This window comes from Halapricum hydrolyticum, assembly GCF_025517535.1.
GTDB lineage: Archaea > Halobacteriota > Halobacteria > Halobacteriales > Haloarculaceae > Halapricum > Halapricum hydrolyticum.
On record NZ_JAOPKC010000005.1, the window covers coordinates 1 to 25,633 of the forward strand.

At 65.0% G+C, this 25,633-nt stretch carries 26 protein-coding genes and 1 tRNA gene; 12 read left to right on the forward strand and 15 right to left on the reverse strand.

Features of this window, described 5'->3' with window-relative positions; all coding sequences use genetic code 11:
- Positions 1 to 77: 77 nt before the first annotated feature.
- The 4 genes from OB916_RS06595 to OB916_RS06610 form a co-directional block, all read right to left on the reverse strand.
- Positions 78 to 737, reverse strand: a complete 660-nt coding sequence (locus OB916_RS06595) for an ABC transporter ATP-binding protein (protein ID WP_315908499.1) — start codon at positions 735 to 737, stop codon at positions 78 to 80.
- Positions 738 to 1,637: 900 nt separating this feature from the next.
- A complete protein-coding gene (locus tag OB916_RS06600) occupies positions 1,638 to 2,168 on the reverse strand; it encodes a hypothetical protein (RefSeq protein WP_315908500.1) in 531 nt (176 codons plus the stop codon).
- 12 nt (positions 2,169 to 2,180) lie between these two features.
- Positions 2,181 to 2,765, reverse strand: a complete 585-nt coding sequence (locus tag OB916_RS06605) for a DUF7437 domain-containing protein (RefSeq protein WP_315908501.1) — start codon at positions 2,763 to 2,765, stop codon at positions 2,181 to 2,183.
- A gap of 100 nt (positions 2,766 to 2,865) precedes the next feature.
- Complete coding sequence (locus OB916_RS06610) at positions 2,866 to 3,942, reverse strand: hypothetical protein (RefSeq protein WP_315908502.1); 1,077 nt, start codon at positions 3,940 to 3,942, stop codon at positions 2,866 to 2,868.
- Positions 3,943 to 4,224: 282 nt separating this feature from the next.
- Here OB916_RS06610 and OB916_RS06615 point away from each other — a divergent pair, with 282 nt between their 5' ends.
- The gene (locus OB916_RS06615; protein WP_315908503.1) at positions 4,225 to 5,034 is read left to right on the forward strand and encodes an SWIM zinc finger family protein; all 810 of its coding nucleotides are present in this window, start codon (positions 4,225 to 4,227) and stop codon (positions 5,032 to 5,034) included.
- A gap of 326 nt (positions 5,035 to 5,360) precedes the next feature.
- On the opposite strand, the gene OB916_RS06620 is transcribed toward OB916_RS06615, so the two are convergent.
- The 4 genes from OB916_RS06620 to OB916_RS06635 form a co-directional block, all read right to left on the reverse strand.
- Positions 5,361 to 5,435 (reverse strand) — tRNA-Ile (locus tag OB916_RS06620).
- 109 nt (positions 5,436 to 5,544) lie between these two features.
- Positions 5,545 to 5,700, reverse strand: coding sequence for a CopG family transcriptional regulator (locus tag OB916_RS06625; protein ID WP_315908504.1), 156 nt, complete (start codon positions 5,698 to 5,700; stop codon positions 5,545 to 5,547).
- A gap of 137 nt (positions 5,701 to 5,837) precedes the next feature.
- Entirely contained in the window at positions 5,838 to 6,479 is a 642-nt protein-coding gene (locus tag OB916_RS06630; protein WP_315908505.1) for a precorrin-2 dehydrogenase/sirohydrochlorin ferrochelatase family protein, read from the reverse strand.
- A 24-nt stretch (positions 6,480 to 6,503) separates the two neighbouring features.
- Entirely contained in the window at positions 6,504 to 6,659 is a 156-nt protein-coding gene (locus OB916_RS06635; RefSeq protein ID WP_315908506.1) for a hypothetical protein, read from the reverse strand.
- A gap of 227 nt (positions 6,660 to 6,886) precedes the next feature.
- Here OB916_RS06635 and OB916_RS06640 point away from each other — a divergent pair, with 227 nt between their 5' ends.
- The 7 genes from OB916_RS06640 to OB916_RS06670 all read left to right on the forward strand — a co-directional run bounded on the left by OB916_RS06640 (position 6,887) and on the right by OB916_RS06670 (position 13,200).
- Positions 6,887 to 7,216 carry a hypothetical protein gene (locus tag OB916_RS06640; RefSeq protein WP_315908507.1) on the forward strand — a complete coding sequence of 110 codons (330 nt, stop codon included), beginning with the start codon at positions 6,887 to 6,889 and terminating at the stop codon, positions 7,214 to 7,216.
- Between the two features lie 99 nt (positions 7,217 to 7,315).
- Entirely contained in the window at positions 7,316 to 9,091 is a 1,776-nt protein-coding gene (locus OB916_RS06645) for a nitrite/sulfite reductase (RefSeq protein WP_315908508.1), read from the forward strand.
- A 1-nt stretch (position 9,092) separates the two neighbouring features.
- Complete coding sequence (locus OB916_RS06650; RefSeq protein ID WP_315908509.1) at positions 9,093 to 9,398, forward strand: DUF6360 family protein; 306 nt, start codon at positions 9,093 to 9,095, stop codon at positions 9,396 to 9,398.
- On the forward strand, positions 9,395 to 10,939 hold the full coding sequence (locus OB916_RS06655; protein ID WP_315908510.1) for a CbiX/SirB N-terminal domain-containing protein: 1,545 nt from the start codon (positions 9,395 to 9,397) through the stop codon (positions 10,937 to 10,939). The genes OB916_RS06650 and OB916_RS06655 overlap by 4 nt, the downstream gene beginning before the upstream one ends.
- Positions 10,939 to 11,775, forward strand: a complete 837-nt coding sequence (cobA, locus tag OB916_RS06660) for a uroporphyrinogen-III C-methyltransferase (RefSeq protein ID WP_315908511.1) — start codon at positions 10,939 to 10,941, stop codon at positions 11,773 to 11,775. The genes OB916_RS06655 and cobA overlap by 1 nt, the downstream gene beginning before the upstream one ends.
- The gene (locus tag OB916_RS06665; protein ID WP_315908512.1) at positions 11,772 to 12,827 is read left to right on the forward strand and encodes an anthranilate phosphoribosyltransferase; all 1,056 of its coding nucleotides are present in this window, start codon (positions 11,772 to 11,774) and stop codon (positions 12,825 to 12,827) included. The genes cobA and OB916_RS06665 overlap by 4 nt, the downstream gene beginning before the upstream one ends.
- 1 nt (position 12,828) lies before the next feature.
- A complete protein-coding gene (locus OB916_RS06670) occupies positions 12,829 to 13,200 on the forward strand; it encodes a ferredoxin (RefSeq protein WP_315908513.1) in 372 nt (123 codons plus the stop codon).
- 27 nt (positions 13,201 to 13,227) lie between these two features.
- On the opposite strand, the gene OB916_RS06675 is transcribed toward OB916_RS06670, so the two are convergent.
- The 4 genes from OB916_RS06675 to OB916_RS06690 form a co-directional block, all read right to left on the reverse strand.
- On the reverse strand, positions 13,228 to 13,509 hold the full coding sequence (locus tag OB916_RS06675) for a hypothetical protein (protein WP_315908514.1): 282 nt from the start codon (positions 13,507 to 13,509) through the stop codon (positions 13,228 to 13,230).
- 43 nt (positions 13,510 to 13,552) lie between these two features.
- On the reverse strand, positions 13,553 to 14,854 hold the full coding sequence (gene thiD, locus OB916_RS06680) for a bifunctional hydroxymethylpyrimidine kinase/phosphomethylpyrimidine kinase (protein ID WP_315908515.1): 1,302 nt from the start codon (positions 14,852 to 14,854) through the stop codon (positions 13,553 to 13,555).
- Positions 14,855 to 14,935: 81 nt separating this feature from the next.
- Positions 14,936 to 16,120, reverse strand: coding sequence for a cystathionine gamma-synthase (locus OB916_RS06685; protein ID WP_315908516.1), 1,185 nt, complete (start codon positions 16,118 to 16,120; stop codon positions 14,936 to 14,938).
- Positions 16,117 to 17,190 carry a PLP-dependent cysteine synthase family protein gene (locus tag OB916_RS06690; protein WP_315908517.1) on the reverse strand — a complete coding sequence of 358 codons (1,074 nt, stop codon included), beginning with the start codon at positions 17,188 to 17,190 and terminating at the stop codon, positions 16,117 to 16,119. Before OB916_RS06690 ends, OB916_RS06685 begins: the two co-directional genes overlap by 4 nt.
- 442 nt (positions 17,191 to 17,632) lie before the next feature.
- Here OB916_RS06690 and OB916_RS06695 point away from each other — a divergent pair, with 442 nt between their 5' ends.
- Positions 17,633 to 18,103: a DUF7384 family protein gene (locus tag OB916_RS06695; RefSeq protein ID WP_315908518.1), complete on the forward strand. Its 471-nt coding sequence runs from the start codon at positions 17,633 to 17,635 to the stop codon at positions 18,101 to 18,103.
- 27 nt (positions 18,104 to 18,130) lie between these two features.
- Here the strand turns inward: OB916_RS06695 and OB916_RS06700 are convergent, their stop codons facing one another.
- Positions 18,131 to 20,662 carry a hypothetical protein gene (locus tag OB916_RS06700; protein WP_315908519.1) on the reverse strand — a complete coding sequence of 844 codons (2,532 nt, stop codon included), beginning with the start codon at positions 20,660 to 20,662 and terminating at the stop codon, positions 18,131 to 18,133.
- A gap of 257 nt (positions 20,663 to 20,919) precedes the next feature.
- Between OB916_RS06700 and OB916_RS06705 the strand changes: the two genes are divergently transcribed.
- Positions 20,920 to 22,005 (forward strand): geranylgeranyl reductase family protein, encoded by a 1,086-nt coding sequence (locus OB916_RS06705; protein ID WP_315908520.1) that lies wholly within the window; start codon positions 20,920 to 20,922, stop codon positions 22,003 to 22,005.
- Between the two features lie 62 nt (positions 22,006 to 22,067).
- Here the strand turns inward: OB916_RS06705 and OB916_RS06710 are convergent, their stop codons facing one another.
- A complete protein-coding gene (locus OB916_RS06710) occupies positions 22,068 to 23,066 on the reverse strand; it encodes a glycine cleavage T C-terminal barrel domain-containing protein (protein WP_315908521.1) in 999 nt (332 codons plus the stop codon).
- A gap of 226 nt (positions 23,067 to 23,292) precedes the next feature.
- Here OB916_RS06710 and OB916_RS06715 point away from each other — a divergent pair, with 226 nt between their 5' ends.
- Positions 23,293 to 24,318, forward strand: coding sequence for an NADP-dependent oxidoreductase (locus OB916_RS06715; RefSeq protein ID WP_315908522.1), 1,026 nt, complete (start codon positions 23,293 to 23,295; stop codon positions 24,316 to 24,318).
- Positions 24,319 to 24,393: 75 nt separating this feature from the next.
- Complete coding sequence (locus OB916_RS06720) at positions 24,394 to 25,032, forward strand: IS6 family transposase (protein WP_315908523.1); 639 nt, start codon at positions 24,394 to 24,396, stop codon at positions 25,030 to 25,032.
- Between the two features lie 167 nt (positions 25,033 to 25,199).
- Here OB916_RS06720 and OB916_RS06725 read toward each other — a convergent pair whose 3' ends face one another.
- Positions 25,200 to 25,613, reverse strand: a complete 414-nt coding sequence (locus tag OB916_RS06725) for a universal stress protein (protein WP_315908524.1) — start codon at positions 25,611 to 25,613, stop codon at positions 25,200 to 25,202.
- Positions 25,614 to 25,633 lie beyond the last annotated feature (20 nt).

Sequence of the window (25,633 nt, forward strand, 5' to 3'; positions counted from 1 at the left end):
TCGGGACAATAATGATCGTGGCGTCGATGACCTGATGGAAGAAATCGATCACCTGTTCGTTCATTCAACAGCTGACGCTAACGTGCAAAGCTGAGTTCGTAGATGCGATCGAGGCGGCTTCGCTCCTCGATGAGATGCGAGATCATCACGACGGCGGTGCCGTCGGCGGCGAGTTCCTTCGCAAGATCCCAGAACTGGAGGTACGTCTCCCAGTCGAAGCCGGTGTAGGGCTCGTCGAGCATGAGTACGTCCGGATCGTGCATGAGCGCGACGCCGAGGTTGACCTTCTGTCGGTTGCCGCCGCTGAGCTGATCGATCCGGTAATCGAGGTACTGCTCGAAATCCAATCTCTCGGCGAGGCGACGTTTCGCGTCTTCGATCTCCTCGTGACTCATCCCGTAGCCCGACCCGAACAGTCGGAACGTCTCGGATACCGTGAGTCGGTCGTAGAGCAGCGGTTCCTGGGGACACCAGCCGACGGTGCCGGACCGTTTGACGGCTCCACCGTCGTGGTCGAGCACGCCCACGAGGATGTTCATCAGTGTGGACTTCCCCGCCCCGTTCGCGCCGACGATGCCGACGACCTCTCCTCGCTGGATCTCGAGGTCGGCTCCGGAGAGGACCGACACCGAACGGGTGAACGGCACTACCGAGTCGTACGTTTTCTCGATACCTTTTGCGCGGACGAGCGTCTCGTTGTCGGGCGCTGATTCAGTCTGCTCGACTGTCGCTTCCATAAGTGTATAGAGACAGTCCTGATTCAACCGAATTTCCGCTTCAAATACAAAGTCATCGCACCTGAAGACGAGAACGCCACTCCGACGAATCCGGGAGTAACCACGGTGAGTGGCGTTTCTCACGGGATTGTGGAACTGAAGAGAGTATTATATAAAACGAAGACCCTGGTCATTTGTCCCGAGAGAGAGACTGTGGCCCGCTCTATGCGTCGGGCGCTGGAGATCTGGCCTACTGGCTGTGGGTCCATCTGCGCAGCCATGTTGCGCAGGACCGGCCGGCGGTAGGTTTCGTTCCTCTCACTCGCCAACTATCCGTGCGGACACGACGCCTCAAATGATACCCAGGATAGCGAGGATAACCAAGCAAAAACAACTGAGACGACTTCACGCTCAGAATCGGCAATAGAAACTCAAGAAGGAGCCTCCGACGGGATGCTTGGTTCGATCGTCTCTGAATTTGATGATAATCTCATGTAGCTACCCAGCGAAGTGACGCACAAGGTCTTAGATTTGAATCGCGCATCAGATTCGGTAGCTTCGAGAAAAGCCAACGACTGACTGACGAATAATTCTCGTTTATCTTGCTCCACTCGTCCTCTAGATTCAGCGTCCGTTTGTATACCTCCTCGACAGTTTCAACAGAACCGGACATCACAGAAGGCGCGACGTCAGCGGCCCGCATTCATCGCATGGTTGAATTCCAGAACCTGCGTGCGTCTCTCGACCGGCGCCATATTAGAAAATGGTCGATACTGGGTCTGAAAGTCACGAATTCATAGGTCACCATCGTGCAAACTGTGGGTGGGCCCTGCCGGGGAAGGTCCGCAGTCTGCATGGCTATGAGCTAGCTATTCGGTGGCGATTCACCCGCTGAGATGCCGAATCTGTAGAGAATGCGCCTCAGGTAATTTCCTCGATCAATTCGAATCCGTCTTTCAGCTCGACTTGCTCGTCGAAGCCGTTTCTCGAAAACGCGGAGACGATTCCCTCACCAGCGTCGATGTCGGTCGTCACGATATACGCGAAGGCAGCGTCACCCGAATCGAGTCGTTCCGCCGCAACGGCCGCGAGCGCGGTATCGGCCTTCTCGATCTGATCCTCTCGGCGGTTCGACGACTGTGCGATGAACGTCCGAACGTCGTCCATCACTCGCGACACGATGCTGTTGGCGTAGTTCGGTTCGTCGGCGAGGGTCACCCAGCCTGCGTTGATCGCACTATTGATCGGGGTTTGACCCGGCGTGCTCCGATCGGGAGCGCCGCCGAGTTCCTCGTAGACGCGCTGTGGGATCACGAACGAGATATCGTTTCGCCGGGAAAACCGTTCTAGGGCGGTGTACTTGTTGTTCTGCTGGCGACCACAGGCGACGAACAGTCCCGAGTCCGCGACCCAGACGGCGTCCTCTCGCGTCGGATCGAATGACCCACTCATCGTTGCGACCGATCAGTCCTCTGTCTCGGGCGGTCGGTCACGGGCACTTCGAATGTCCTCGAAGTACGGATCAACCGACTCCATGTCGAGGACGACCTCCCGGAGCGCCTGCAATACAGCGATCGCAAAGGCGTGCTGGAGATCGAGTTCTCGGGCAGCCACTCGCTCCGACATTTCACCTTCAGCGTAGGGGATCGCGTACGTCAGCGCGGCGGCGAGTTTTCCCAGGCCGTGTTTTTCGAGGAGGAGATCGAGATCCTGATCCCGGGGGGAGCGCCCGAACGCTTCGATGAGAGTTGGTGTGACCGTGTACTCGCCACTACCGAAGTTCGCGGTAAGGGTGATGGGCACTGCCGAGTACGTGTGCGTCTTTTGTTCCTCGTCTCGCGTCAACACTCCGAGTTCGACGAGCGTACCCGTGTCCGAGTAGGCGGTCGTCCGCGGCATCTCCAGCGCGTCCGCGATGTCGTCGATGGTGACCTCGCCTTCGCGGAGGACGAACGTGTAGAGTCGCGCCAGTCGTGGCTCCTCCAGGAGCCGGGCGACCGACAGGAGGCCGTTGACGGCTCGTTCAGGATCTCCGGCGGCTTTCGACATACAATTCATAATTCGTGTATTGAGTAATAACGCTTGGGGATTTTCACTTCGATAACTGGGCATCCAGATCGGACCCGCTTGTCCGCCGTAGTGCCATCTGTCAGGAGAGGTGCTCCCACACAGTCGTCGGGTCGGTCTCGTTCAGTTCGGCGTTTGTCTTCATTTTGCGGAGTTCTGTGATACAGCGCTCGGCGACGAGCGGATACACGTCGGCGGGCGTGAACGAGACGTCGAGACGCATTAGTTCCGGCCAGTTCTCGGCCCACATGTCCTCGACGACGCGAGGATACAGGTCGTCGTTCAGATGGAGGCCGAATTCACGACCGTCTTCGAGGACCATCGCCCGAATCTCTTTGCGGATTCGCGCCGGCGTGCAGTAGCACGCGACCACGTACTCCGCCCCCGATTCGGCGTCCTCGGGCTGACGACCGAACTGGTCGCGGTTCAACTCCTCGAACTCCTCACGGACGAGTTTGACTCGCCGAGCGCGATCGTCGCTCCTCGCGACCACCCCCTCCACCGTGACGTCAGGTGCCAGCGACGAGGACGGGAACGTGTAGGCTTCCGGGTCGAACCAACCACTGGGTGTTTCGAGAATCGTCGCAGGAACGAACGAGAGGTCCGTCGGCGCAGTCTCGACGCGGATCCGTTGGAAACAGTCCCAGGCTGCCCCCGTCGAGAGAAAGCCCTCGAACGTCTCGTCGTAGGGGTTTTCAGGAGACGTCATCGTCTCGATTGCAGTGTACGGAAGGATGTCGGATCCGACGAGTGCTGGCAGGTCACGCTCGGTGTAGCCGTAGTCCAGCGTCGAGTAGACGAGGTTTTCGGCGTAGACGACCAGTGGTGAGTCGTATTCCGCATGTAGGCTTCGGAGTTCCGCGGTATCGACACTCTCGCGTAGACAGCGAACCGCGCGGTGGAGGGCACCGTCGATGTCTTCGAGGTCGTCTCGGTGACTGCCTCTGATGGCTTTGCGAGTTCCGAAGACGAGGCTGCCGTCGCCGGCCGCCGCGGATTCGACCTGGTCCGGATAGCGTTCCGAAAACCGTTCGTCGTATAGCGTGAACCGAAAGCTGCTCCCGTCGAACTTCTCGACGAGCGTGAGGTCTTCGTCCTCGAAGAACAATTCCGGAACGCTCGGATGATCGTATCGCGGTATCTTCGGATACACCTTCACGAATTCTCACCACGAGATCGAACCGTCGTCTGTGATCCCGTACGTTGGCTTCTGCGAAGGATGACGAAAAGGTATCGGGACCTCCTGTCGTGTTACCAGTCACCAATAGGCCGTTCAGTCGCGGCGTGAATCGCATAAACAGATTCGATGCAGGCAGCACGGCATGGCGGGAAGAACTGGATCTGAGGCCACCGCCGCTGGGTACAGGATGTCGCTCTGTCCGACCGAATCTCGAACGAGTCGTCGGGAAAGATTTCTTCTGGGGCTTCGAACACAGGGACGATGCCAGTAGATCGGGTTGACATCCGAGAACTCTGCACCGATGCGGTGTTCGAACGCGGGCAGAACTACTACGGCGATGGTCGCATCCGCGAGCGACGGCGCGTTGACGACGTCGTCACTGCCACAGTCGAAGGCTCGAAGCCGTACGACGTGACGCTCTCACTTTCTGAGCCCGACTTCGATCCCTGGTGTACCTGTCCGTACGGTGGTCCGGGCGAGTGCAAGCACGTCGTCGCCCTGCTGCTGTCGCTGATCGACGAGCTGCCAGAAGATGAAGGCGAGCGCATCGACGAGGTCTTCGCGGATATCGAGACGAGTGCGCTTCAGGCGTTCGTTCGCGAGGAACTCGCTCGCGACGACGCAATGTTAGATCGATTTCTCGCAGAATTTGGTGCCGCGTCCGAGAAGTCTCACGAAGCGTACCGCGAGGACGTCGTCAAGTTGTTCGAGGAACACACCGAGGAGCATCCTGTCGTTTTCGAGGCGATCGATTTCAGTCGGCTTACCGACCTCGGCGAACGCTATCGGGCGCAAGAGAGGTATCGACAGGCTGCGGCGGTCTACCGCGGACTGGTCACTGGAATCGACGACAATATCGACCTCGTCGATGGCGCCTACGGTCATTACGCGACGGTCTTCCGGAAGGGCCTGGACGCCTTTATCGAGTGCGTCGCCGCGGCGGATATCTCTCCGCCCGAGTACGACGAGTACGAAGCGTTTCTGGTCGAGCGAATCGAGTCGGGGGCATCTGTACATCGAGAAGAATTCGAGCGAGCACTGTCCGAGTTGGAAGACGCCGTCGAAGGTTGAGCGAAATATACCGTAGTGAGCCTGCAGATCGGGATCGTCAATTGGAGATTGATTATGATCCCACGTTCTGTCGCTCATCAGTGGGCGCACGACGACAGAGATCCGCGTCAATCGGCTGGATGAACGCTTCACGGGACGAAATCCAATCAGAACACGTAGGTGAAATTCGACGATACCGTCGCTAGCTTTGATCCCCAAAAACATAAAATATATGGGGTGGGGCCTTGCCGGATTTGAAGCGACTGCAGACTCACTTCGTTCGTCTGCCGGGATTCAAATCCTCCGGCGGCATACTTCGCTCCTCACGCCCGTTCGTCGCAGAAGCATGGGCCCTGCCGGATTTGAACCAGCGCTCAATCGGTTATGAGCCGATCGCTTTAACCAGACTAAGCTAAGGGCCCGCGCGTTTCGACGTTCTCGATGGGGCAACTAAACTGTACCGTCTTCAGGGTGTTTCGCGTGCGATCCTATCGCGTCATTCGAGACGAACTAACTGTCTGTGCACCCGGTCTAGACCGCCTCGATGTCTCTCGCTTCGAGCGTTTCGAGACCGATGTCGAGTAACTGCCGTAGCACTTCTTCTTCGGTGAGATCGTTCTTGTGCGCCAGTTGCTCGACCGCCCGCGATAAGTCGTCGTCACAGACGACTGTGTACCGGGTCGGCATACTGTGTGGTACGAATACCCATACAATAAACACCCGTCAGACGGACGTCCGACCACCATGGCTCGTCTTCCCACCGACCGATCTCCGCTCGACTGCGCCATTCCCTCAGACTCCCCGCTCGTGGTTCGCGAGGGTCCTCACGCCTTCGTTTTCCTGAGCAATTTCTCGACGCCGTCGTGTGCCCGATCGGTCTCGCCCTCTGCGAGTCGCGTTCGGATCGATTCCGAGGCTGCGACTGCGGCGAGTACGTCGCGCCGATCGCGGCTGTCGATGTCGCGCTCGTCGAGTCGGTCGCGAAGCGCGCCGACGAACGTCGCGAGCTCGCCCGCTCCGTCGAGCTGTGCGTCGATCTCGTCTCGAAGCACCGCACTCACCGCCGGCGCGTGGCCCTGCGTCGAGACGCCCACGACGACCGGGTCCGAACGGGCCATCGCTGGCAGGACGACGCTTCCAGGGGCGCGCTCTCCGGAGTGATCCGCTCGATTGACGAGCAGCCCACGCTCCCGGGCGGCGTCCTCGACGGCCGCGTTCACCTCGGAATCGTCCGTCGCTGCGACGACGAGCGCCGGCTCGATTCGATCGATCCAGTCCGGAACCTCCGCCGGATCGGGAGCCGCTCGCTTCCGGGTCGCGTCACCGAAGTCCGCGTCGGCGAACGACGGGGACACGACGACGACCTCTGCCTCGCGGGCGAATCGCCGGGCCTTCCGGGCCCCGACCGGCCCGCCGCCGAACACGAGGACCCGCGAGCCGGAGAAGTCGTGAAGCAACGGGATCATGGGACGGCGTCACCGCTGGCAGTATCAGTCGTCACTGGCTTCGGACCGCTGCTCGCTCAGGTGTTCCCAGATTTCCGTGCACCCGGCACCGACTTCGACGTCGGAGACGTGCGCTCGGCTCTCGTCGTCTTCGTCTCTCTCGCGTTCGACTTTACTCGTAGCCTGTCTGCGCTCGGTCATCGACTACCCGTACTCGCCACGCTCTCATAAGGCCGCGTTCAGGCGTAATCGCTACCAGTTCTGTCGGGAATGAGAATTTTTTGCCGCTTCTCATGGGCGGGCGATTCGCGTGTCGGGCCGGTGCAGTCTGTCGATTCGTTCTCGATCGGTCGCTCAGACGCTGGTGACGCCCGGCAATCGTCGCGGGTGCCGACGGGCTTACTCCCGGCGCAGCCGGAGTATACCCCATGCCGACAGCCGTTCACCAGCTCGACGACGGCGCCTGGATCAGCGTCAACGACACTCGCGAAGTGACCGTCAGCGACCTCTGGCGGCTCGATACCGACGATTTCTGCCCGTGCCGTCTCGTCGACTTTCTCTCCGAGGGGTTCGTCGAGGTCGGGATCGACGGCGCCCGTGTCGAGGCCCGCGTCGCTGGTCAATGCATTCGGTGTGGGGCACGCGGCGTGACCGACTGGCTGACGCTCGGCCGCGTCGATCCCGACACAGACACCTTCTACCCTGTCGCTCCGGACGCAGTCCGCCATTCCGGCTGTGCGTCTCACGACTCGGGCTAGCGGCTCGGACATACCGGCAATCGTTGTCCCGGTGCCGGAGAGACGGGCAAGGTTGACGGGGCGGCCGCGGTTATACGTCCGGCTCACGTCCCGACGCACATGCCGACCAAGGTCGAACGCTGGAAGGACGAAGCCTACGGGATGGAGATACGCGACCACCTCGAACGGTTCGCCTCCGAGGGGTTCAATTCCATCCCCGAGGACGAACGCGACGCGTGGTTCGAGCGCTTCAAGTGGTGGGGACTGTACCACCAGCGAAAGGGTCAGGAGAGCTACTTCATGCTGCGTATCGGGACGCCGATGGGCCGGATGACCCCCGAGCAGCTCCGGACCGTCGGTGAGGTGGCCCGCGAGTACGCCACCGGCCCCGTGGACAACCCCGAGTTCGGCGAGGCGTACGCCGACTTCACGACCCGACAGTCGATACAGCTCCACTGGATCGACATCGAGGACGTGCCCGCCCTCTTCGAGGAACTGGAGGCCGTGGGCCTCTCGACGATGCAGGCGTGTGGCGACTCCTGGCGCAACATCGTCGGCTCGCCCGTCGCCGGCCGCGACGCCGACGAGCACGTCGACGTCTGGCCCATCGTCCAGGAGCTCCACGACCGGTTCAAGGGCAACGACCTCTACACGAACCTACCCCGGAAGTGGAAGGTCGCGGTCACCGGCGACTACCGCGGCGCGGGTCAGGGTGACATCAACGACCTGGCGTTCGAACCCGCTGTCAAGGAGCGAAACGGGGAGACGATCGAGGGGTTCAACGTCCGCGTCGGCGGCGGCCTCGCTCGCAAGGAGCCCCGCTTTGCCCGGGACATCGACGTCTTCTGCCGCCCCGAGAACGTCCCCGCGGTCGCGGCCGGCCTCTCCGGGCTCTTCCGGGACTACGGCGACCGCGAAGACCGGTTCAACGCCCGGATGAAGTTCCTGGTCGACGAGTGGGGGCCCGAGAAGGTCCGGTCGGTCCTCCAGGAGGAGTACGTCGACGACGAGTTGCCGGCCGCAGGAGAAGATCTCCGCGAGAACTACGACTACAACGCCGGCCGCGCCGACGCGCCGGGCGATTACGTCGGCGTCTACGAGCAGCGCGACGGCCAGCACTTCGTCGGCCTCTCCGTGCTGGTCGGGCGGATGGCCGCCGGGGACGTGATCGAACTCGCCGATCTGGCCGACGCCTACGACTCTTCGATGATCGGCCTGACCCAGCGCCAGAACGTCATCGTCGGGGACATCGCCGACGAGGACCTCTCGGAATTCCTCGAGGAGTCGCTACTCGAGGAGTTTTCGCCCGACCCCCATCCGTTCATGCGGGGATCGATCGCGTGTACCGGCACCGAGTACTGCTCACTGTCGATCGTCGAGACGAAAAACAGGATGGTCAGGTACGCGCGCTGGCTGCGGGACAACGTTTCCGTCCCCGCGGGCGTCGAGGACTTCCACATCCACCTCTCGGGCTGTACCGCCTCCTGCGCCCAGCCCCAGATCGCCGACGTCAGCCTGCGCGGGATGAAAACCCGCAAGGACGGCGACGCAGTCGAGGCCTTCGATATCGGGCTCGGCGGTGGCCTCGGCGAGAACCCGCGGTTCGCCGACTGGGTGGAGATGCGCGTGCCCGCTGACGAGGTGCCGGGATACGTCGCTAACCTGCTCGCGGCATACGAGCGCGAACGCGAGGACGGCGAGTCCTTCCGGTCGTTCGTCGCCGATCGCGACGAGGACGACCTCGCCGACCTCGCCGACCCCGAGGAGACGAGTTACGAGGATCCGTACCTCGCGAACACGAAGATGACGTGGTACCCCTACGCCGAGGACGACGCGATGAGCGCCTCGCCCGCGCCGACGGGCCCGAACGACGAACCCCTCGCGACCGACGATTGAGATGGCCGACCGCATACTGAAGGCCAACGCCTTCACGACGTTCGATCTCCTGGAAGGGCGTGTCGAGGGCCACGGCTTCGCCGAGCAAGCGCCCGCCGTGCTCAACGTCCGGACTGCCCGTCGCGATCCCGACGAAGTCACGCTTGAACTCGAACTCGACAACGTCGACCTCGATTCGGTGCCGCCACACGCCGACCGCGTGACGCTCTCGTCTTCCGAGGCCCGGACCCTCGCGACTGAACTCCGCGAGGCAGCAGACCGCATCGATGCGACGAACCGTGCTGGCGACGGCGGTGAGAGTGCATGACCGAACAGGCGCTGATCGTCGCGGCCCACGGCTCCCATCGCAACCCTGACTCCGCGACCCCGACGCTCGAACACGCTGACGCCATCCGTGAACGCGGGTGCTTCGACCAGGTCCGGGCTGCGTTCTGGAAGGAGTCACCGAGTTTCCGCTCGGTCGTGCGGACGGTCGATTCCGAGACGGCCTACGTCGTCCCCCTGTTCGTGAGCGAGGGCTATTTCGTCGATCGGGTCCTCCCGCGTGAGTTCGGACTCGGGATCGAGGACGTGGCGGGCGAACCGATCGAACCCGAACTGGTCTACACCGAGCCCGTCGGTACCCACCCGGCGATGACCGACGTGATCGCGTCCCGAGCCCGCCGTCTGCTCGGTGACGTAGCCGAGGAGACGGCCGCGCTCGCGGTCGTCGGCCACGGGACCGAGCGCAATCCCAACAGCGCCGAGGCCGTCTACGATCACGTCGCTGCCCTCGAATCGCGAACCGACTTCGCGGAGGTCGGCGCGCTGTTCATGGACGAGGCGCCGTACGTCTCCGAGGCCCTCGACCGCTTCGCAGCCGCGGAGATCGCCGTCGTCCCGCTGTTCGTCGCCGACGGCTTTCACACCCGCGACGAGATCCCCGAACTCCTGGGGATTACCGACGACCCGCAATCGGGGTATCCCGTCCCCGGCGAGGTCGATGGCCGGCGGATCTGGTACGCCTCGGCCGTCGGTACCGACCCGCTCGTACCCGAGGTGATCCTGGAACGGGTCGCAGAGGCCGGTGCCGACGTGGATCGGGACGCCGATCGGGAGACGGCGGTCCGGCCCGACGCAGCCGAGGCCTTCCTGTCGTGGCTCGATCGGGCCCGCTGTGAGGGCGACAGCCGCGGCCGGGAGTGGGGCGACCTCCTCGTGACCGGGGACGGCGACGCCTACGAACTGCGCCACTGCGCCGACCGCGACGCCGACCGCGAGACCCTAATCGAGCGCGACCCCGACACGTTCAGACGATTCGTCCGCAGCGACGACGAGGGCCGCTTTCGGCCGTTTGCCGGCGAGCGATCGCTCCCCACGGGGTGGGTGTTGCCGGACCTGGATTCGAGGGAGCTTCTCGGAGCACTCGCGGCGGTGTACCCGGCCGCCATCGAGATCTGGGCCGACGATCCCGAACCCGTCCCCTTCCAGGAGGTAGCCGCGCGCCAGACCGGGATCTACGCTGGCGTTGCCGACCTCTCCGGTGCGGAACTCCGCGATCTCACGACTGCGGTGTGTGGCAACTGCGCCAAGCGCCGCGAGTGGGACGAGCGCGCGGACGGGGACCGGCTGCCCGACCGCAGCGAGACCGGCGATCCGGCAGGCGACGGCGGGACCGAACTCCCCTGTCGCGAACCGTGTTCGTTCCTCGTCGCCGCGGCCCGTGAGATACTGGAGGCAGACCACGCAGGCGCACAGCTGTCCGACCACCGCGACGCCGACGTGCCGCCGGGCGATCTGCCCGATCCGGACAACCGATACCGGGTCCGCTACCGGCGGGCACGCGGCACCCTTTCTACCCCAGACTAATGGCTATGACAACGAACGGAACTGTCTATCTCGTCGGTGCCGGCCCGGGCGATCCCGAGCTCCTGACGGTTCGAGCCCGCCGCCTGCTCGACGAGGCCGACGTCGTCTTCCACGATTCGCTCGTGGGGGACGGCGTCGTCGAATCGATACCCGACCGGGTGCGCGCCGAGCACGTCGGCAAACGCGCCGACGGCGAGCGCACGCCGCAGGCGGCGATCAACGAGCGACTCGTCTGTGAGGCCTCAGCGGGCCGGGACGTGGTTCGGCTGAAGGGTGGTGACCCGACTGTCTTCGCCCGCGGCGGCGAGGAGGCCGAACACCTCGCGCGCCACGGGGTCCCCTTCGAGATCGTCCCCGGGATCACGAGCGCCGTCGCGGGGCCCGGCGTGGCCGGCATTCCGGCGACCCACCGGGATCACGCCTCGGCGTTCGTCGTCGTTACGGGTCACGAAGACCCGAGCAAGGACGACTCGTCCCTCGACTGGGACGCCCTCTCCGGGATCGTCGCCACCGGCGGGACGCTGGTGATCCTGATGGGGGTCGGCCGCCTGCCCGACAACGTGGCCGCACTCAGGGAGGGGGCGGTCGGGCCCGACACCCCCGTAGCGATGGTCGAGCGCGCGACCCTGGCTGACGAACGGGTCGTCACGGGGACGATCGACACGATCGTCGACCGGGCCGAGGCAGCGGGGATCGAACCGCCAGCCGTGACCGTCGTCGGCGACGTGGTCGACGTCCGCGAGACGGTCGCCCATTGCCTCGGCGAGGAAGGGACGGCCGCCGAGACTCCCTCCGCCGGGCGGGGCGAGGAACTCGCGGGGGTGAACCACCGATGAGCGACGCGCCCGGCGAGTGGCCGCTCAAACGCCTCATGACCGAGGTAGTCGGCTCCGGCAGCAAGTCCGCCGAGGACATGACCCGCGAGCAGGCGACCGAAGCGATGACGCGGATCGTCGAGGGTGATCCCGATCCGACGACGCTCGGCGCGTTCTGGCTCGCCAACCGCTGGAAGCACAACACGCCGACTGAACTCGCCGCGTTCACCGACGTGATGGCCCAGCGAGTCGAGCGCACCGTGCCCGACGTCGACCCGGTCGACTGCGGCGCGAACTACGACGGCAAAGCGCGGACGGCCATCCTCGGGGTCGCAGCGGGTGTCGTCGCGGCTGCCGCGGGTACGCCCGTCGTCGTCCACTCCGGCGACCGTGTCCCGACACAGAAGGACGACGCCTACAAGCACGTCCTCGATGAGCTCGGGGTCCGCACCGAGCTCCGGCCCGGCGAGTCGGCCGAGATGGTCGAGGAGACTGGCTTCGGCTTCTACTACCAGCCGGCGTTCAACCCCGCCGTCGACGCACTCGCCGACCGCCGGGATCGGATGGGCGTCCGCACGTTCCTCAACACCGTCGAGACGCTGGCCAACCCGGCCGGCGCGAGCGTCCATCTGGGCTCGTTCTATCACCTCGCGTTCGCCAAGAAGGTGATCGAGACACTGCAGCGCAGCCGGGCACACGACCCGGATCGAATCATCATGTTCCAGGGACTGGAAGGCTACGACGACATCCGGCCAGGGTACACGAAGTTCGCTGAATGGACGCCCGAGGGTGGACTCGCTGACGACGAGATCGAGACCGCCGAGTACGGCATGGACTTCGAGAACGAGGACCTGGCAGTCCCGGACGTGGCCGCCGATAGCGCCCGACTCACCCGGGCGGTTCTCGGTGGCGAGCGGACGGACCACTGGCGCGACGCCGTCGCGCTGAACGCCGCGGTCCGGATCTACGCCGGTGGCGACGCTGATTCCCTCGACGGCGGTCTCGACGCCGCTCGCGAGGTCATCGACGACGGTTCGGCCGCGGCCGTCCTCGGAGAACTGCGGGGGTTCTGAGATGACGGATGACGAACCGATCAAGCACGACGAGGGGGAAGATGGCGACCCGATTCGACCGAGCGAGATCGGCGGGACGGACGCGCCGCCGATCGAGGCCAAGCCATACAAGATCGTCTTCGAGGCCAATCTCTGTATCGGGGCGGGCAAGTGCGCTGCCCACTCCCCGCACTGGGATCTCGATCTCGACACCGGTCTGGCCCGACCGAGCACGTACTACATTGACGAGAGTGACCTGGCGCACCACGTCGACGCCGCCGAGAGCTGTCCGGCCAAGAACGGCCGCGGCGTGATCCACGTGGTCGACCGCCGGACGGACGAGGAGGTCGCGCCCGATCCCGAGGGTGACGGCCGGCTCAGCGTCGAGTGGTAAGCGACGTCGTAGCGTCCTTCTCGACAGTCACTCCTCGTCGTGGACTTCGACCTCGAAGTCCTCAAGCGTGTTGCCCTGCCGGACGAGCTTCTCGGCGACGACGAACTTCTCCATCCGGTCGAGCCGTTCCCAGTCGAGTTCCTCGGGCGGCGACGCCTCGAACTCCTCGTACTGTTCGAGGACGCCCGCGTGGACGAAACGAGCAAACTCGCCGCAGTTCGGACACCGGATCGAGAAATGGGAGACGTTGTACTCCCGCGTCAGCGTGTGATCGAGACAGCTCGAACAGCGGTAGGTGGTCGACGGCACTGGCCGTGCTAGGTGTCGCACACGCTTGATTGCAGCGGCGCGACTACGCGATCGTCTCAGCCAGCGTCACGACGCGTTCCCGCAGTGTGGGCGCGCGTTCAGCGAGGACAATCGTCGAGGACGCTCGACGGTCGAGCAGCGCGACCGTCTCCGGACCGATTGCGTCTTCGACGCGGCCGGGTCCGCCGTCGCGTTCGAGATCGATCGTCCCCCATTCCAGTTCTTTCAGTGCCGCCTCGACCCGTGAATCGTTGCGACAGCGGCAGGCGAACGACAGTGCCGGACGCTCTTCGCGGGCGTTGAGCAACAGTTCGGCGGTCCGACCCGACGCGCCGAACCGGACGCCGCGATTGGGTCGGAGTCCCGACAGCGTCCGGGCGACCCGCCCCTCGACGGCTGCGACGTCGTGTTCGTGCTCGGCGTAGGGGGTCGCTCCAACTACGTCCAGTCCGGCCGCGTCAACGACGGGCGTGACGTCCCGATCGATCAGCGCCGCGACGATCCCCTCGACGGTTTCGGCAGTCCGCTCGCGAGCGGCTCGATCGCGCGCCTCGACGGTGTGGTGGACTGCGCCCGCCCCCTCGCCGACGTCGAGGTTGTACCGGATCGCCCGCGAGAGCAGGTCGACGCCTGACTCGACGGCGGCCGCGAGATTGTCGCCGTGAGACAGCCGCGTCGCGACCGCGCTCGAGAGCGTACAGCCCGAGCCGTGCGTCGAGTCGGTGTCGACCCGGGGGTGGCGGATCGTCGTCACGTCTTCGTCGGTGACGAGCACGTCCGTCACCTCCGGGACCGGAATGTGGCCACCTTTGACCAGCGCGGCGTCGGCCCCCATCTCTACGAGTCGCTGGCCTACCTCGCGGGCTTCGCCCTCGTTTTCGGGGTCGATCCCGGTCAGGACGGCCGCCTCATCGGCGTTGGGCGTGACCAGCGTCGACTCGGCGATCAGCGCCTCGTAGGCGTCCTCCGCGTCGGGCTCGAGCAGCCGGTCCCCCGAGGCGGCGACCATCACGGGATCGACCACGAGGTTCGGCAGCCGATCGGCGTACCCGCGGACGGTCTCGATGACGTCTTCGGTCGCGAGCATCCCCGTCTTGACCGCCGCCACGTCGAAGTCATCGAACACGGCGTCGATCTGCGCCTCGATGTCTTCGATCGGGAGCAGATGTGAGCCGTGGACGCCGCGGGTGTTCTGTGCGGTGACGCTGGTGATCGCGCTCGTCCCGAACGCGCCGCCGGCTTCGATCGTCTTGAGGTCGGCCTGGATACCGGCCCCGCCGCCGGAGTCGCTGCCCGCGATGGTCAACACGACCGGCGGCGACACGGGGGCTTCCTGTCGAGCCATACCTTCGTCTATTCGGGGCTGATACAAAGCGGTAGTGGAACCGGTTCTGAGGCGGGCAGTCGCCCTCAACCTCGCTGGGTATCAGCGATCGAGCGCGGCGTCGATCGCCCCCGCCAGGTCGGCCCGCAGGTCCTCGATGGCTTCCAGGCCGACGCTGACGCGGACCAGCCCGTCGGTGACGCCCGCGTCCAGGCGCTGCTCGCGCGGGACGGCCGCGTGGGTCATCGTCGCCGGCTGTTCGAGCAGACTCTCGACGCCGCCGAGGCTCTCCGCGAGCGTGAACACCTCGGTGCTCGAGACGAGTCGCTCGGTCGCCTCCAGCGAGCCGTCGAGTTCGAAACTCACCATCCCGCCGAAGGCGTCCATCTGCCGGGCCGCCAGTTCGTGCTGTGGATGCGATTCGAGCCCGGGATAGTACACCCGCTCGATCGCCGGGTGGTCTTCGAGCCACGCCGCCAGCGTCCGGGCGTTCTCGCTGTGGCGTTCCATCCGCACCGGCAGGGTCTTGGTGCCGCGAAGGACCAGAAAGCAGGCGAACGGATCCGGCGTCGCGCCGACGCTATTCTGGTAAAAGCCCAGCCGCTCGTCCAGCTCTGGATCGTCGGTGATCAGTGCGCCACCGACCACGTCGGAGTGGCCACCGAGATACTTCGTCAGCGAGTGTGCGACGATGTCCGCGCCGTGTTCCAGGGGCCGCTGTAGCGCCGGGGTCGCGAAGGTGTTGTCGACCGCCAGCAGGGCGTCGGCGGCCTCGGCCACCTCGGCCATCGCGTCGAGATCGATCACCTGCAACAGCGGGTTGGTCGGCGTCTCAATCCAGAGCAACTCCGTCGCGGGCGTGACCGCCCCGGCGACCGCGTCGGGATCGGTCGTGTCCACGAAGGAAAACCGGAGGTCGTAGTCCTCGTAGACCTCGGTGAAGAGCCGGTGGGTCCCGCCGTAGACATCCTCGCCGACGACGACGTGGTCGCCGGCTTCGAGCAGATTGAGGACGGTGTTGATCGCGGCCATCCCGCTGGCGAAGGCGCGACCGTATTCGCCGCCTTCGAGGCTGGCGAGGTTGTCCTCCAGAGCCGTCCGCGTCGGGTTGCCCGTCCGGGAGTACTCATAGCCCCGATGCTCGCCGGGGCCGTCCTGGGCGAACGTCGAGGACGCGTAGATGGGCGTCATGACCGCGCCCGTCTCCGGGTCGGGGTGCTGGCCAGCGTGGATCGCGCGCGTGGCGAACTCGGTGTCGTCTTTCGATGGGGACGGCTCGTCGCTCATGCTTTCCCCTCCCACGCTTCGAAGGAGCCGTAGATGTTCTTCGAGAGGTATCGCTCTCCGGAGTCGGGGAAGACCGTCACGACCGTCTCAGCCGGCGCGTCGAGGTCGCCGCTCGCGATCCGTTCGGCGACCCGTCGGGCGGCGACGCTGGCCGCGCCGGAACTCGATCCGACGAGGTGGCCCGCCTCGCTGGCGAGCCGCTGCAGTTCTGCGTGGGCGTCGCGGTCGCTGACAGTGACGACCTCGTCGAGCACGTCTGGGTCGAGCAGTTCGGCGACGCTCGGGTCGTGGGTACCGATCCCCTCGGTCTTGTAGTCACCCTCCTCGCGGTGCTCGTCGAGCAGTTCGCCGAAGGTCGAGCCCTCGGGTTCGACGGCGACGACGTGGACGTCGGGGACGCGCTCGCGGACGGCCCGGGCGATTCCCATCAGCGTCCCGCCGGAGCCGACGCCGGCGACGACCGCCCCGATCTCCTCGCCCAGCGCCTCGAGGATCTCCCGGCCGGTCGTCTCGTAGTGCGCCTCGACGTTCAGCGGCGTCGCGAACTGCTGTGGGACGACCGCGTCCTCGCGCTGTTCCGCGATTTCGTGGGCGCGTTCCGCAGCCCCGGACATCCCGATATCGCCGGGGACGTCGACGATCTCAGCTCCGAGTGCAGCCATCAGCCGCCGCTTCTCCTCGCTGAATCCGCGCGGGACGACGAAGACGGTGTCCAGCCCGAGCTGGTTCGCGGCGACGGCCATCCCGATGCCGGTGTTGCCGGCCGTCGGCTCGACGACAGTGCCGCCCGGGGGGAGGTCGCCGCGGTCGAGCAGCCGCTCGATGATGTGTTTGCCGATCCGGTCTTTGACGCTGCCGCCGGGGTTGAACGTCTCCAGCTTCGCGTAGACCGGCACTGATGGCGGTCCGGTTTCGAGTTCGACTAGCGGCGTGTGGCCGATCGTTTCGAGGAGTGATCCGCGTGGGTCAGTACGTTCAGACGACGGTTCGTGTGAGTCGGTACGTTCAGACGACGGTTCGTGTGAGTCGGTACGTTCGGACAGTTCGTGTGAGTCGGTATGTCGAGTCATGTCTCTGTAATCTCTGGCGGTCTGGGAGCGGGGCTACCTGGTTTCGATCGGCGAGCGGTGTGTCGCGCTCGGCTGTGCGTCCTCAACAACAGCGACAGCAGGTACAGAAACAGTCCGTGGCACGTCGCGAAGAGATGCGATTCGGGCGTGTCACCCGCTGGGAGCGGGACAGCGAGCCGTGGACCTGCGACTCCGTCCCCGCGACGGCGTCGTCGGCCGATCGCACTCGATGCATACGTCGCGGTACGCTTCCCCTGCTTTTGAACGTTCTCATCTCTCCACCCGTGCGGTCGTCTTTTCTGCTCGCCAGGCGGTCGTCTTTTCCGCCCGGCGGGCGTTCGCTTCCGTATGGCGACGTGGGCCGACCTCTTCGAACGCGCCCGGACGTACGAGACGACGGTCGAAGCGATCCGTGAGACGCTCGCCACCCGTCGGGAGGACGATGACTGACGCGTCGCCGGCGCGGGTCGTGGCCGACGCGGACGTGCTTGTGGCGGACTTGCTCGTAGGCGGTCTGGCCCGCGAGGCGCTCGATCACGTCCGTCGCCACTCCTGGCTGGCGCTGCTGGCCAGTGACCCGCTACTCGAGGATACCGAGGCAGTCGTGGCCGAACTCGCCGATCCGGAGCTGGCGGCCGCACACCACGAACGGCTGGCAGCGGCGACAGAACGCGTCGAACACCCGGCGGGCGATCACCCGGCGCTGGCGACGGCCTACCGGGGTGGGGCCGCCCACCTGCTGAGCTACGACGCGTCGCTTCGCTCGGCACAGACGGGGCTGTCCGTCCAGCCGCACGCGGACCTGAGCGTCCGTCCGCCGGACGCGTTCGCCCGGCTGTTCGATCCCGCGAGCCTCCACGGGCTGGTCGAGGGCGACACGTATCCCGGGCCGGACAGCGATCCGCGTGCGTAGCGGGAACTCTCCTCGGCCGTGGCACGATCACGACGGCAGGAGTCCGTCGCGTTCGATCTCCTCGGCCAGTGACTCGGGCAGATAGGTCTCCGAGGCGTCGAAATCGTAGCTGAGCCATCCTTCACAGGAGTGATAGTCGGCCGAGCCGCCGTCGAACTCCGAGTAACACTTGTTCTCCTCGTCGAGTTCGCCTATCACGTTGTGTAAGAGCTCGTGGACGACGATCCGCGTTCGGACGCTGTACTCGCCGACGGTGCCGCTCGAACCGGCGTCGTTGATCGAGAAGTATCCCGGTGCGTAACCGCGTCCGGCGACGCTGTCGGACTCGATCGGAACGATCATGGCAGCGCGCGTCACGCTGAGCATCTCTCCGACGTACTGCTCGGTGTAGTAGGTATCGGACAGCTCGTTGAATTCTTCGGAGCTGCCGTCCGTCGTGACCGACTCTCCGAGACTCTTTCGAGTAATGTGAACCGTGACGCCGGTCGAGCCGTCGGAGTTGTCGATCGGCATCTCGGCCCAGGCCTGCCGGAGGCCGGCACGTTCGGCGCTGCTGAGGCCGTCGGCGTTCGCACTCGCAAGCAGCGTGACGTACAGATCCATCCGGAGTGGGTCGGCACCTGAAATCGTTGCTCCGCCCGCGGTCTCGCCGCTGACTTCCACACCGTCTTCGAGACCATCGCCGTCAGTATCGGAAGCGAGCGGATCGGTTCCCAGATCGTACTCCCGCCCGTCGCCGAGCCCGTCACTGTCCGTATCGGCAATTCCGGGGTCGGTCCCCAGTTCCTGTTCGACTTCATCGGGCAACCCGTCGTCGTCGGTGTCGGGCGTCGGCGTCGTCGGATCGGTTCCGAACGCGAGTTCGGCGTCGTCGTCGAACCCGTCGCCGTCCGTGTCGGCCGCGGTCGGGTCCGTCCCGAGATCGGGTTCTCGACTGTCACCCAGGCCATCGTCGTCCGTATCGGACGTCGTGGGGTCGGTCCCCAGTTCGTCCTCTCGGCCGTCGTTGAGCCCGTCGCCGTCCGTGTCAACCACGACCGGATCAGCGCCAAGCGCCAGCTCGCGCCCGTCTTCGAGCCCGTCGTCGTCCGTGTCCGCCGCGAGCGGGTCGGTCCCCAGATCCACTTCGCGACTGTCGTCCAGTCCATCACTGTCGGTATCTGGCTCCGTCGGATCGGTGTCGAGTTCGAGCTCCCGGCTGTCGTTCAGGCCGTCGCTGTCTGTATCACCTACCGAAGGGTCCGTTCCGAGGTCCCGCTCGCGCCCGTCTTCGAGTCCGTCACCATCGGTGTCGGGATCGAGTGGATCCGTCCCCAGGTCGGTCTCGGCCCCGTCTTCGAGACTATCTGCGTCCGAATCCCCGATCAGCGGATCCGTTTCGAGGTCGAGTTCTCGACCGTCGTCTAGCCCGTCTCCGTCGGTATCAGCGTCGAGGGGGTCGGTCTCCAGATCGAGTTCGCGGCTGTCGTTTAGTCTATCGCCGTCAGTGTCGGGATCAAGGGGGTCAGTCTTCAGATCGAGTTCGCGGCTGTCGTTCAAGCTGTCGCTGTCAGTGTCGGGATCGAGTGGATCGGTCTCAAGGTCGAGTTCGCGGCCATCCTCCAGCCCGTCGCTGTCGGTGTCCGGCACGAGCGGATCCGTCTCAAAGTCGAGTTCCAGACTGTCGTTCAGGTTGTCGCCGTCGGTGTCAACGTCAAGGAGATCGGTCCCGATGTCCAACTCTCCGCTGTCGTTCAGGCCGTCGCTATCAGTGTCCGGATCCGTTGGATCGCTCTCAAGGTCGAGTTCTCGACTGTCGTCTAGCCCGTCTCCGTCGGTATCAGCGTCGAGGGGGTCGGTCTCACGGTCGAGTTCTCGACTGTCGTTCAGACTGTCGCCGTCGGTGTCGGAGGCTAGCGGATCGGTTTCGAGAGCGAGTTCGCGGCTGTCGTTCAGGCCGTCGCTGTCAGTGTCTGCGGCTACGGGATCTGTCCCGATGTCGTGCTCGCGACCGTCGTTTAGTTCGTCGTCGTCGGTGTCCGCTACGAGCGGATCGGTTTCGATATCGAGTTCACGGCTGTCGTTCAGGCCGTCGCTGTCAGTGTCCGTCTCTGTCGGATCGGTCTCAAGGCCGAGTTCGCGGCTATCGCTTAGGCTGTCGCCGTCAGTGTCGGGATCGAGCGGATCCGTTCCGACGTCGTACTCCCGGCCGTCTCCGAGATCGTCGTCGTCCGTGTCCGCCGCGAGCGGATCGGTCCCAAGGTCGAGTTCTCGACTGTCGTTTAGACTGTCGCCGTCGCTGTCGACCACCAGTGGATCCGTCTCGAGGTCGTGCTCTCGGCCGTCCGTCAATCCGTCGCTGTCAGTGTCTGGGTCGAGCGGATCGGTCGGGCCGTCGAGTTCTCGACCGTCATCGAGTCCGTCGCCGTCGGTGTCGGCCCCGAGTGGATCCGTTCCGGCGAGCAGTTCCGCCCCTGCCGTAACGCCGTCGTCGTCTAGTGCGACGACGTTCGTCGTCAGCAGGCCGGTGGCGATGAGCAAAACGGCCAGGAAGACGGCGAGAACGGCCCGTCGTCTCACGGCTGACTCACCTCACGGACGCTGATCCCGCAAACCGCACTCGAGTGTTTCGATCCGGCGGCTCCGGGCTCCATACACGGCTGTTGCCCTCTGCGGCAAAACGCTCTCGGTCCCCAGTACAAGATCTGATACTGTGGTTTCGACCGATCCGATCGCTGTCTCGTGGCGGATCACTATCGGCCGGCCGATTCGAGAAGGATCACTGTTGTCCGTTCGATTCGAGAAGGTATTTAGCCGAGAGCGGACTTTGGATACCCATGCGCGACTTCGTCGTCGTCGGTGCGGGACCGGCCGGCTCGCGGTTCGCCCGTCGGGCCGCCGAGGCCGGCCACGATGTCCTCGTCTTCGAGCAGGGGGCGATCGGCGAGCCGCTGGCGTGTTCGGGACACGTCAGCACCGATGTCTGGCAGTTCACGCCCGACGGCGCTCGCGAGGCGCTCCTGCAGAACGAGATCTACGGCGCACGTTTCCGGCTCGGGGGCCCTGACAGCGAAGCCTACCCCTTCTACAAGGAGTCGGTCGTCTCGAACGTCATCGACCGCGTCGGACTTGACCGCTGGCTCGCTGAGGCTGCCCGCGACGCGGGTGCGGACGTCCGCGACCATCATACTGTCACCGCCGTCGAAGAGCACCGAGATCACGTCGAGGTCACGGTCAGGGGCCCCGACGGCGTCGACACGCACGCGGCCCGGATGGTCGCCGGCGCGGACGGCCCGCGTTCGAAAGTTCGGGGCGAACTCGGTCTGCCCGAACCGGCGGAGCTGTTACACGGCGTGCTCGGTTTCGACGACTCGCCGGACAGCGCGGACTTCGTCGACGTGCACCTGACTGTCCCCGGGTTTTTCGCCTGGCGGATCCCACGCGGCGAGGCGGGCGTCGAGTACGGCCTCGCGGCCAGCCCCGGCGCGGAAGTCGGCGAGTGGTTCGAGGCGTTCACCGACAGCTACGGCGCGGACACGACGAACCGCTGTTCGGGGCTGATCTCGATCGGCCCGCCCGAGACGGTGACGAGCAGGCGCGCGTTTCTGGTGGGCGACGCCGCCGCACAGACCAAGCCGTTTACCGGCGGTGGGATCCGGTACGGGATGGTGGCTGCCGATCGGGCCGCCGAGACGGTCGATCCCGGCGATCCGGCGACGCTCGCGGACTACGAGTCGGCCTGGCGATCTGCACTCGGTCGGGAGATCCAACTGGGGGCGTGGATCCGGCGGTGTTACTCGCTCCCCCAGGCTGTCCAGCGGCTCGGCCTCGGCTTCTTCTCCGGCGAGATCGGCGTCCACATGGACGAGCCCTCGACGCTGTTCTCCCGCGAGCAGCTGCGGGCGATGTTCTCGCGGTCGTGATCGGGCGCCCGGTCACGGACGTGATTGGCCACCGTTCTCGATCGTGACTGGTGGCTGTGTCCCTACCGATTGCCGGGGAGCCGCCGCGATCGCTCGCTCCCCTCGACGAACGGCAGCGACGCCTCCCTGGCCTCGACGCGGCCCGCGTCGGTTTCGACGGCCGTCGGTTCGCCCGCGACGACCGCGAACGCGATCGGCTCGTCAAGCGTCGGACTCTCCAGTGCCCGGGTGACAGTGCCGACCGCGGCCCCATCGCCGTAGACGGTCGCGCCGGGATCGGGCAGCGCCTCACAGACAAGTCCGACTAGCTGCCGCCCCTCTCTGTCGCCGCGCTGCGTGAGCACAGCCGGCGATCGGCCTGCGAGATCCGGCTCGAACAGCGGCGTCCCGGCTTCCAGCGTCAGCGACTCCCAGGTCCGATAGCCGAAGGGCGCGGCGTTGAGCCCCCGGTTGACCAGCGTGTCGAACACGCGCTTGGCGTCGTCGATCCCGCAGACGACCTCGTAGCCCGCCTCGCCGGTCGGAGCGTCGCTGGCGACGACCGTCACGCCCTCGTCGCCCATCGATCCGCGGACGAACGTGTGGGCCGGCACCGGCGCGCCGCCACCGGTCGAGAGGACGCTCGCGATCTTCTCGGTGGCCTGGCTGCCGTGGACGCTGAAGACCGCCAGCTCGTCGGTCAGATCGGTACTCTCGGCCCCCGACTCCGAGAGCGCCCGGTCGAGTCGGTCGCCGCGGCCGGGGGAGAGCAAAGCCAGCAGCCGTTCGCCGGCGTTGTAGACGTACGCGTCGGCGGCGATCGCCCCGTCTTCGAGGACGAACCCGTAGCACCCCTCACCGTCCGATCGCGGCACGTTGGCGGTACTCGCCCGTTCGACGGCTGCGATGCGGTCCGGGCCGGTTACCTCGCGGACGTCGTAGCCCAGCTCGATCACGCCCGCGACGTTGCGCACCGCCCGGTGGGTCCGTTCCGGGCGGCCGTAGTCGGCGACGACTCGCTTCCCCCCGACCGATCGAAACGTCGCCCCGTGATCTTCGTGGACGCTCTCGATGACGCTCATGGCGGGTGGTGGAGCGGCGTGGAAAAGAAGGTTCGCAGAGGTACAATCGTCGCCGAGTGCAAGCACACCGACTCAGTCGGTCCACCGCACCTCTGCTATCAGCGCTTTCGGTGGTGGGTGAGCGACATCTAGTGTGACGTGGATGGACCGTACGACAACGACCTCCGACACCGGAAGCCGCTGCTGGAAGAGGAACTGCTTTCGGTGCGAGAACGCAAGACGGCATATGCGTAACTCGAACCGCGAGTGGGTGTTCGCACAGCGCCCCGACGGCGAACCGGACATGGACAGCTTCGAACTCCGCGAGGGCGACGTGCCGGAGCCACGACATGGCGAACTCCTGGTCCGCGTGCGATATCTCTCCGTGGACCCCTACATGCGAGGACGGATGCGGGACGCCGAGTCCTATGCCGAACCGTGGGACATCGGCGACCCGATGGCGGGTGCCGTCGTCGGCGAAGTCGTCGAGAGCGAGAGCGACGCGTACGAGGCTGGCGACCTCGTGACCGGCAACGGGACGTGGGCGGACTACAGCGTCCTCGACGCCGAGAGCGTCGCCCCCGTCGATCCGTCGGTCGCGGACCTGCCGGCGTACCTCGGCGTCCTTGGAATGCCCGGTCGGACCGCGTACTTCGGGCTGCTGGAAGTCGGCGAGCCCAAACCCGGCGACACCGTCGTCGTCTCCGGCGCCGCGGGCGCGGTCGGCTCCGTCGTCGGCCAGATCGCGAAACTCAACGGCTGCCGCGTCGTCGGGTTCGCGGGCACCGACGAGAAAGTCGAGTGGCTCACCGACGACCTCGGCTTCGACGCCGCAATCAACTACAAACAGGTCGAGGATTACCGCACAGCACTCGACGACGCCGCCAGGAGCGGCGTCGACGTCTACTTCGACAACGTCGGCGGTCCGATCACCGATGCCGTGTTCACGAAGCTGAATCTCGACGCCCGCGTTGCCGTCTGCGGACAGATCGCTCACTACAACGACGAGAGCGTGCCGACCGGGCCGCGAAAACTCCCCCAGCTCATCTCGGTGCGCGCGAAAGTCCAGGGGCTGCTCGTCGGCGACTACGCTACCCGGTTCGAAGCGGCAAGCGAGCAGCTCGGCGAGTGGGTCGTGTCCGGCGAGATCAGTCACCGTGAGAGTGTCGTCGACGGGCTCGAAAACGCGCCCGACGCGTTCCTCGGGCTCTTCTCCGGCGACAACATCGGCAAGCAGGTCGTCGCCGTCTCCGACCCCTCAACGACGAACTAGCATCTCCGTGACTGTGGTGGGGTGATCCGCGTCGTGTTAAGATAAGGATGAGGCGGCCGACGGTTCTAGTGCTCTATGCCAGAATTCGACCGCCTCAACGGAGATAGCGGCTGGATTGATTTGGAGTTTATGGAGCGCGAGCGGACACCCGAGGAGGTCGTTGAAATGGGTATTCAGTTGCATCTGGCTGTCTTATCGATTTCAAATACAAAACAACATCTTGAGTGGTTGGGTGTCCAACGCAGTCGCACGGCCATCCACAACTGGGTACAAAAGGCCGATCTACAGCCGAAGGGTACGAGAACCTCGAATTACGTTGCGCTTGACGAAACTGTAATTCAGCTCGGGACTGAGCGCTATTGGCTGTACGCCGCCGTCGATCCCAAGACCAACGAATTCCTGCATGTGCGGCTGTTTCCAACCGCGAATTCAGGATTAACGCACGTGTTTCTGCGTGAACTCCGCGAGAAACACGACATCGACGATGCAACGTTTCTCATCGACGACGCCGACCATCTCCAAGCGGCACTGTCGCGACTCGGACTCCGATTTCATATCCGTCGCCACGGAAATCGGAATAGCGTCGAACGTGTCTTTCGTGAGGTAAAACGACGAACATCCTCGTTTTCAAATACATTTAGCAACGTCGAGCCGACGACAGCAGAGTCTTGGCTCGAAGCGTTCGCCGTCTGGTGGAATCGATGCCAAAGTTAACACGGTGGCTGTATCCCCGCCCTACTGCGCTACTCGGCCTTCGGCCTGTGTTGCTCGTTAACGACGGGGGCTTAGCGCCTGTGTTCAGCTAAACAAGGCCCAGGGCGCATATCGGTCACCGGTCTTTCGGCAACTGACGAGGAGACAGATCGGTAGAGACAGATTGTCTATCGAACAACGGTCACCGGGGCCGGCGAGTGACGGAACACTTGCTGTGCGACGTTGCCGACGAAGAGGCGGTCGGCCAGCGAACCGCCGTGGCTACCGATCACGACGGCGTCGAACGACTCGGCCTGGTTGACGATCACCTTCGAGGGGTTGCCCCACGCGACGTCGGTCGAGATCTCCCTGTCACCGGTGATCCCGTGGGCCCGGTCGAAGATCGCCGACGCACGTTCTTCGGCGGCCTCCTCGATATCGTCAGCCAGCGCGAGGCTCGTCGCCTTTCCCATCATCCCCGAGGGCTCTCCGACGACGTGAAGGACCGTGATCTCCGCGTCAGGGTACGTTTCGAGCGCGTGTTCGAGCGCGTGTTCGGCCATCTCCGAGTCGTCCATCGGGACGAGGATGCGTGAAGTCATACCATAGCTACGGATGGAGT

Coding starts and splice junctions, on each gene's coding strand:
- OB916_RS06595 (WP_315908499.1), bottom strand. CDS start 737: ATGGAAGCGACAGTCGAGCAGACTGAATCAGCGCCCGACAACGAGACG.
- OB916_RS06600 (WP_315908500.1), bottom strand. CDS start 2,168: ATGAGTGGGTCATTCGATCCGACGCGAGAGGACGCCGTCTGGGTCGCG.
- OB916_RS06605 (WP_315908501.1), bottom strand. CDS start 2,765: ATGTCGAAAGCCGCCGGAGATCCTGAACGAGCCGTCAACGGCCTCCTG.
- OB916_RS06615 (WP_315908503.1), top strand. CDS start 4,225: ATGCCAGTAGATCGGGTTGACATCCGAGAACTCTGCACCGATGCGGTG.
- OB916_RS06625 (WP_315908504.1), bottom strand. CDS start 5,700: ATGCCGACCCGGTACACAGTCGTCTGTGACGACGACTTATCGCGGGCG.
- OB916_RS06630 (WP_315908505.1), bottom strand. CDS start 6,479: ATGATCCCGTTGCTTCACGACTTCTCCGGCTCGCGGGTCCTCGTGTTC.
- OB916_RS06635 (WP_315908506.1), bottom strand. CDS start 6,659: ATGACCGAGCGCAGACAGGCTACGAGTAAAGTCGAACGCGAGAGAGAC.
- OB916_RS06640 (WP_315908507.1), top strand. CDS start 6,887: ATGCCGACAGCCGTTCACCAGCTCGACGACGGCGCCTGGATCAGCGTC.
- OB916_RS06645 (WP_315908508.1), top strand. CDS start 7,316: ATGCCGACCAAGGTCGAACGCTGGAAGGACGAAGCCTACGGGATGGAG.
- OB916_RS06650 (WP_315908509.1), top strand. CDS start 9,093: ATGGCCGACCGCATACTGAAGGCCAACGCCTTCACGACGTTCGATCTC.
- OB916_RS06655 (WP_315908510.1), top strand. CDS start 9,395: ATGACCGAACAGGCGCTGATCGTCGCGGCCCACGGCTCCCATCGCAAC.
- cobA (WP_315908511.1), top strand. CDS start 10,939: ATGGCTATGACAACGAACGGAACTGTCTATCTCGTCGGTGCCGGCCCG.
- OB916_RS06665 (WP_315908512.1), top strand. CDS start 11,772: ATGAGCGACGCGCCCGGCGAGTGGCCGCTCAAACGCCTCATGACCGAG.
- OB916_RS06670 (WP_315908513.1), top strand. CDS start 12,829: ATGACGGATGACGAACCGATCAAGCACGACGAGGGGGAAGATGGCGAC.
- thiD (WP_315908515.1), bottom strand. CDS start 14,854: ATGGCTCGACAGGAAGCCCCCGTGTCGCCGCCGGTCGTGTTGACCATC.
- OB916_RS06685 (WP_315908516.1), bottom strand. CDS start 16,120: ATGAGCGACGAGCCGTCCCCATCGAAAGACGACACCGAGTTCGCCACG.
- OB916_RS06690 (WP_315908517.1), bottom strand. CDS start 17,190: ATGACTCGACATACCGACTCACACGAACTGTCCGAACGTACCGACTCA.
- OB916_RS06695 (WP_315908518.1), top strand. CDS start 17,633: ATGACTGACGCGTCGCCGGCGCGGGTCGTGGCCGACGCGGACGTGCTT.
- OB916_RS06705 (WP_315908520.1), top strand. CDS start 20,920: ATGCGCGACTTCGTCGTCGTCGGTGCGGGACCGGCCGGCTCGCGGTTC.
- OB916_RS06710 (WP_315908521.1), bottom strand. CDS start 23,066: ATGAGCGTCATCGAGAGCGTCCACGAAGATCACGGGGCGACGTTTCGA.
- OB916_RS06715 (WP_315908522.1), top strand. CDS start 23,293: ATGCGTAACTCGAACCGCGAGTGGGTGTTCGCACAGCGCCCCGACGGC.
- OB916_RS06720 (WP_315908523.1), top strand. CDS start 24,394: ATGCCAGAATTCGACCGCCTCAACGGAGATAGCGGCTGGATTGATTTG.
- OB916_RS06725 (WP_315908524.1), bottom strand. CDS start 25,613: ATGACTTCACGCATCCTCGTCCCGATGGACGACTCGGAGATGGCCGAA.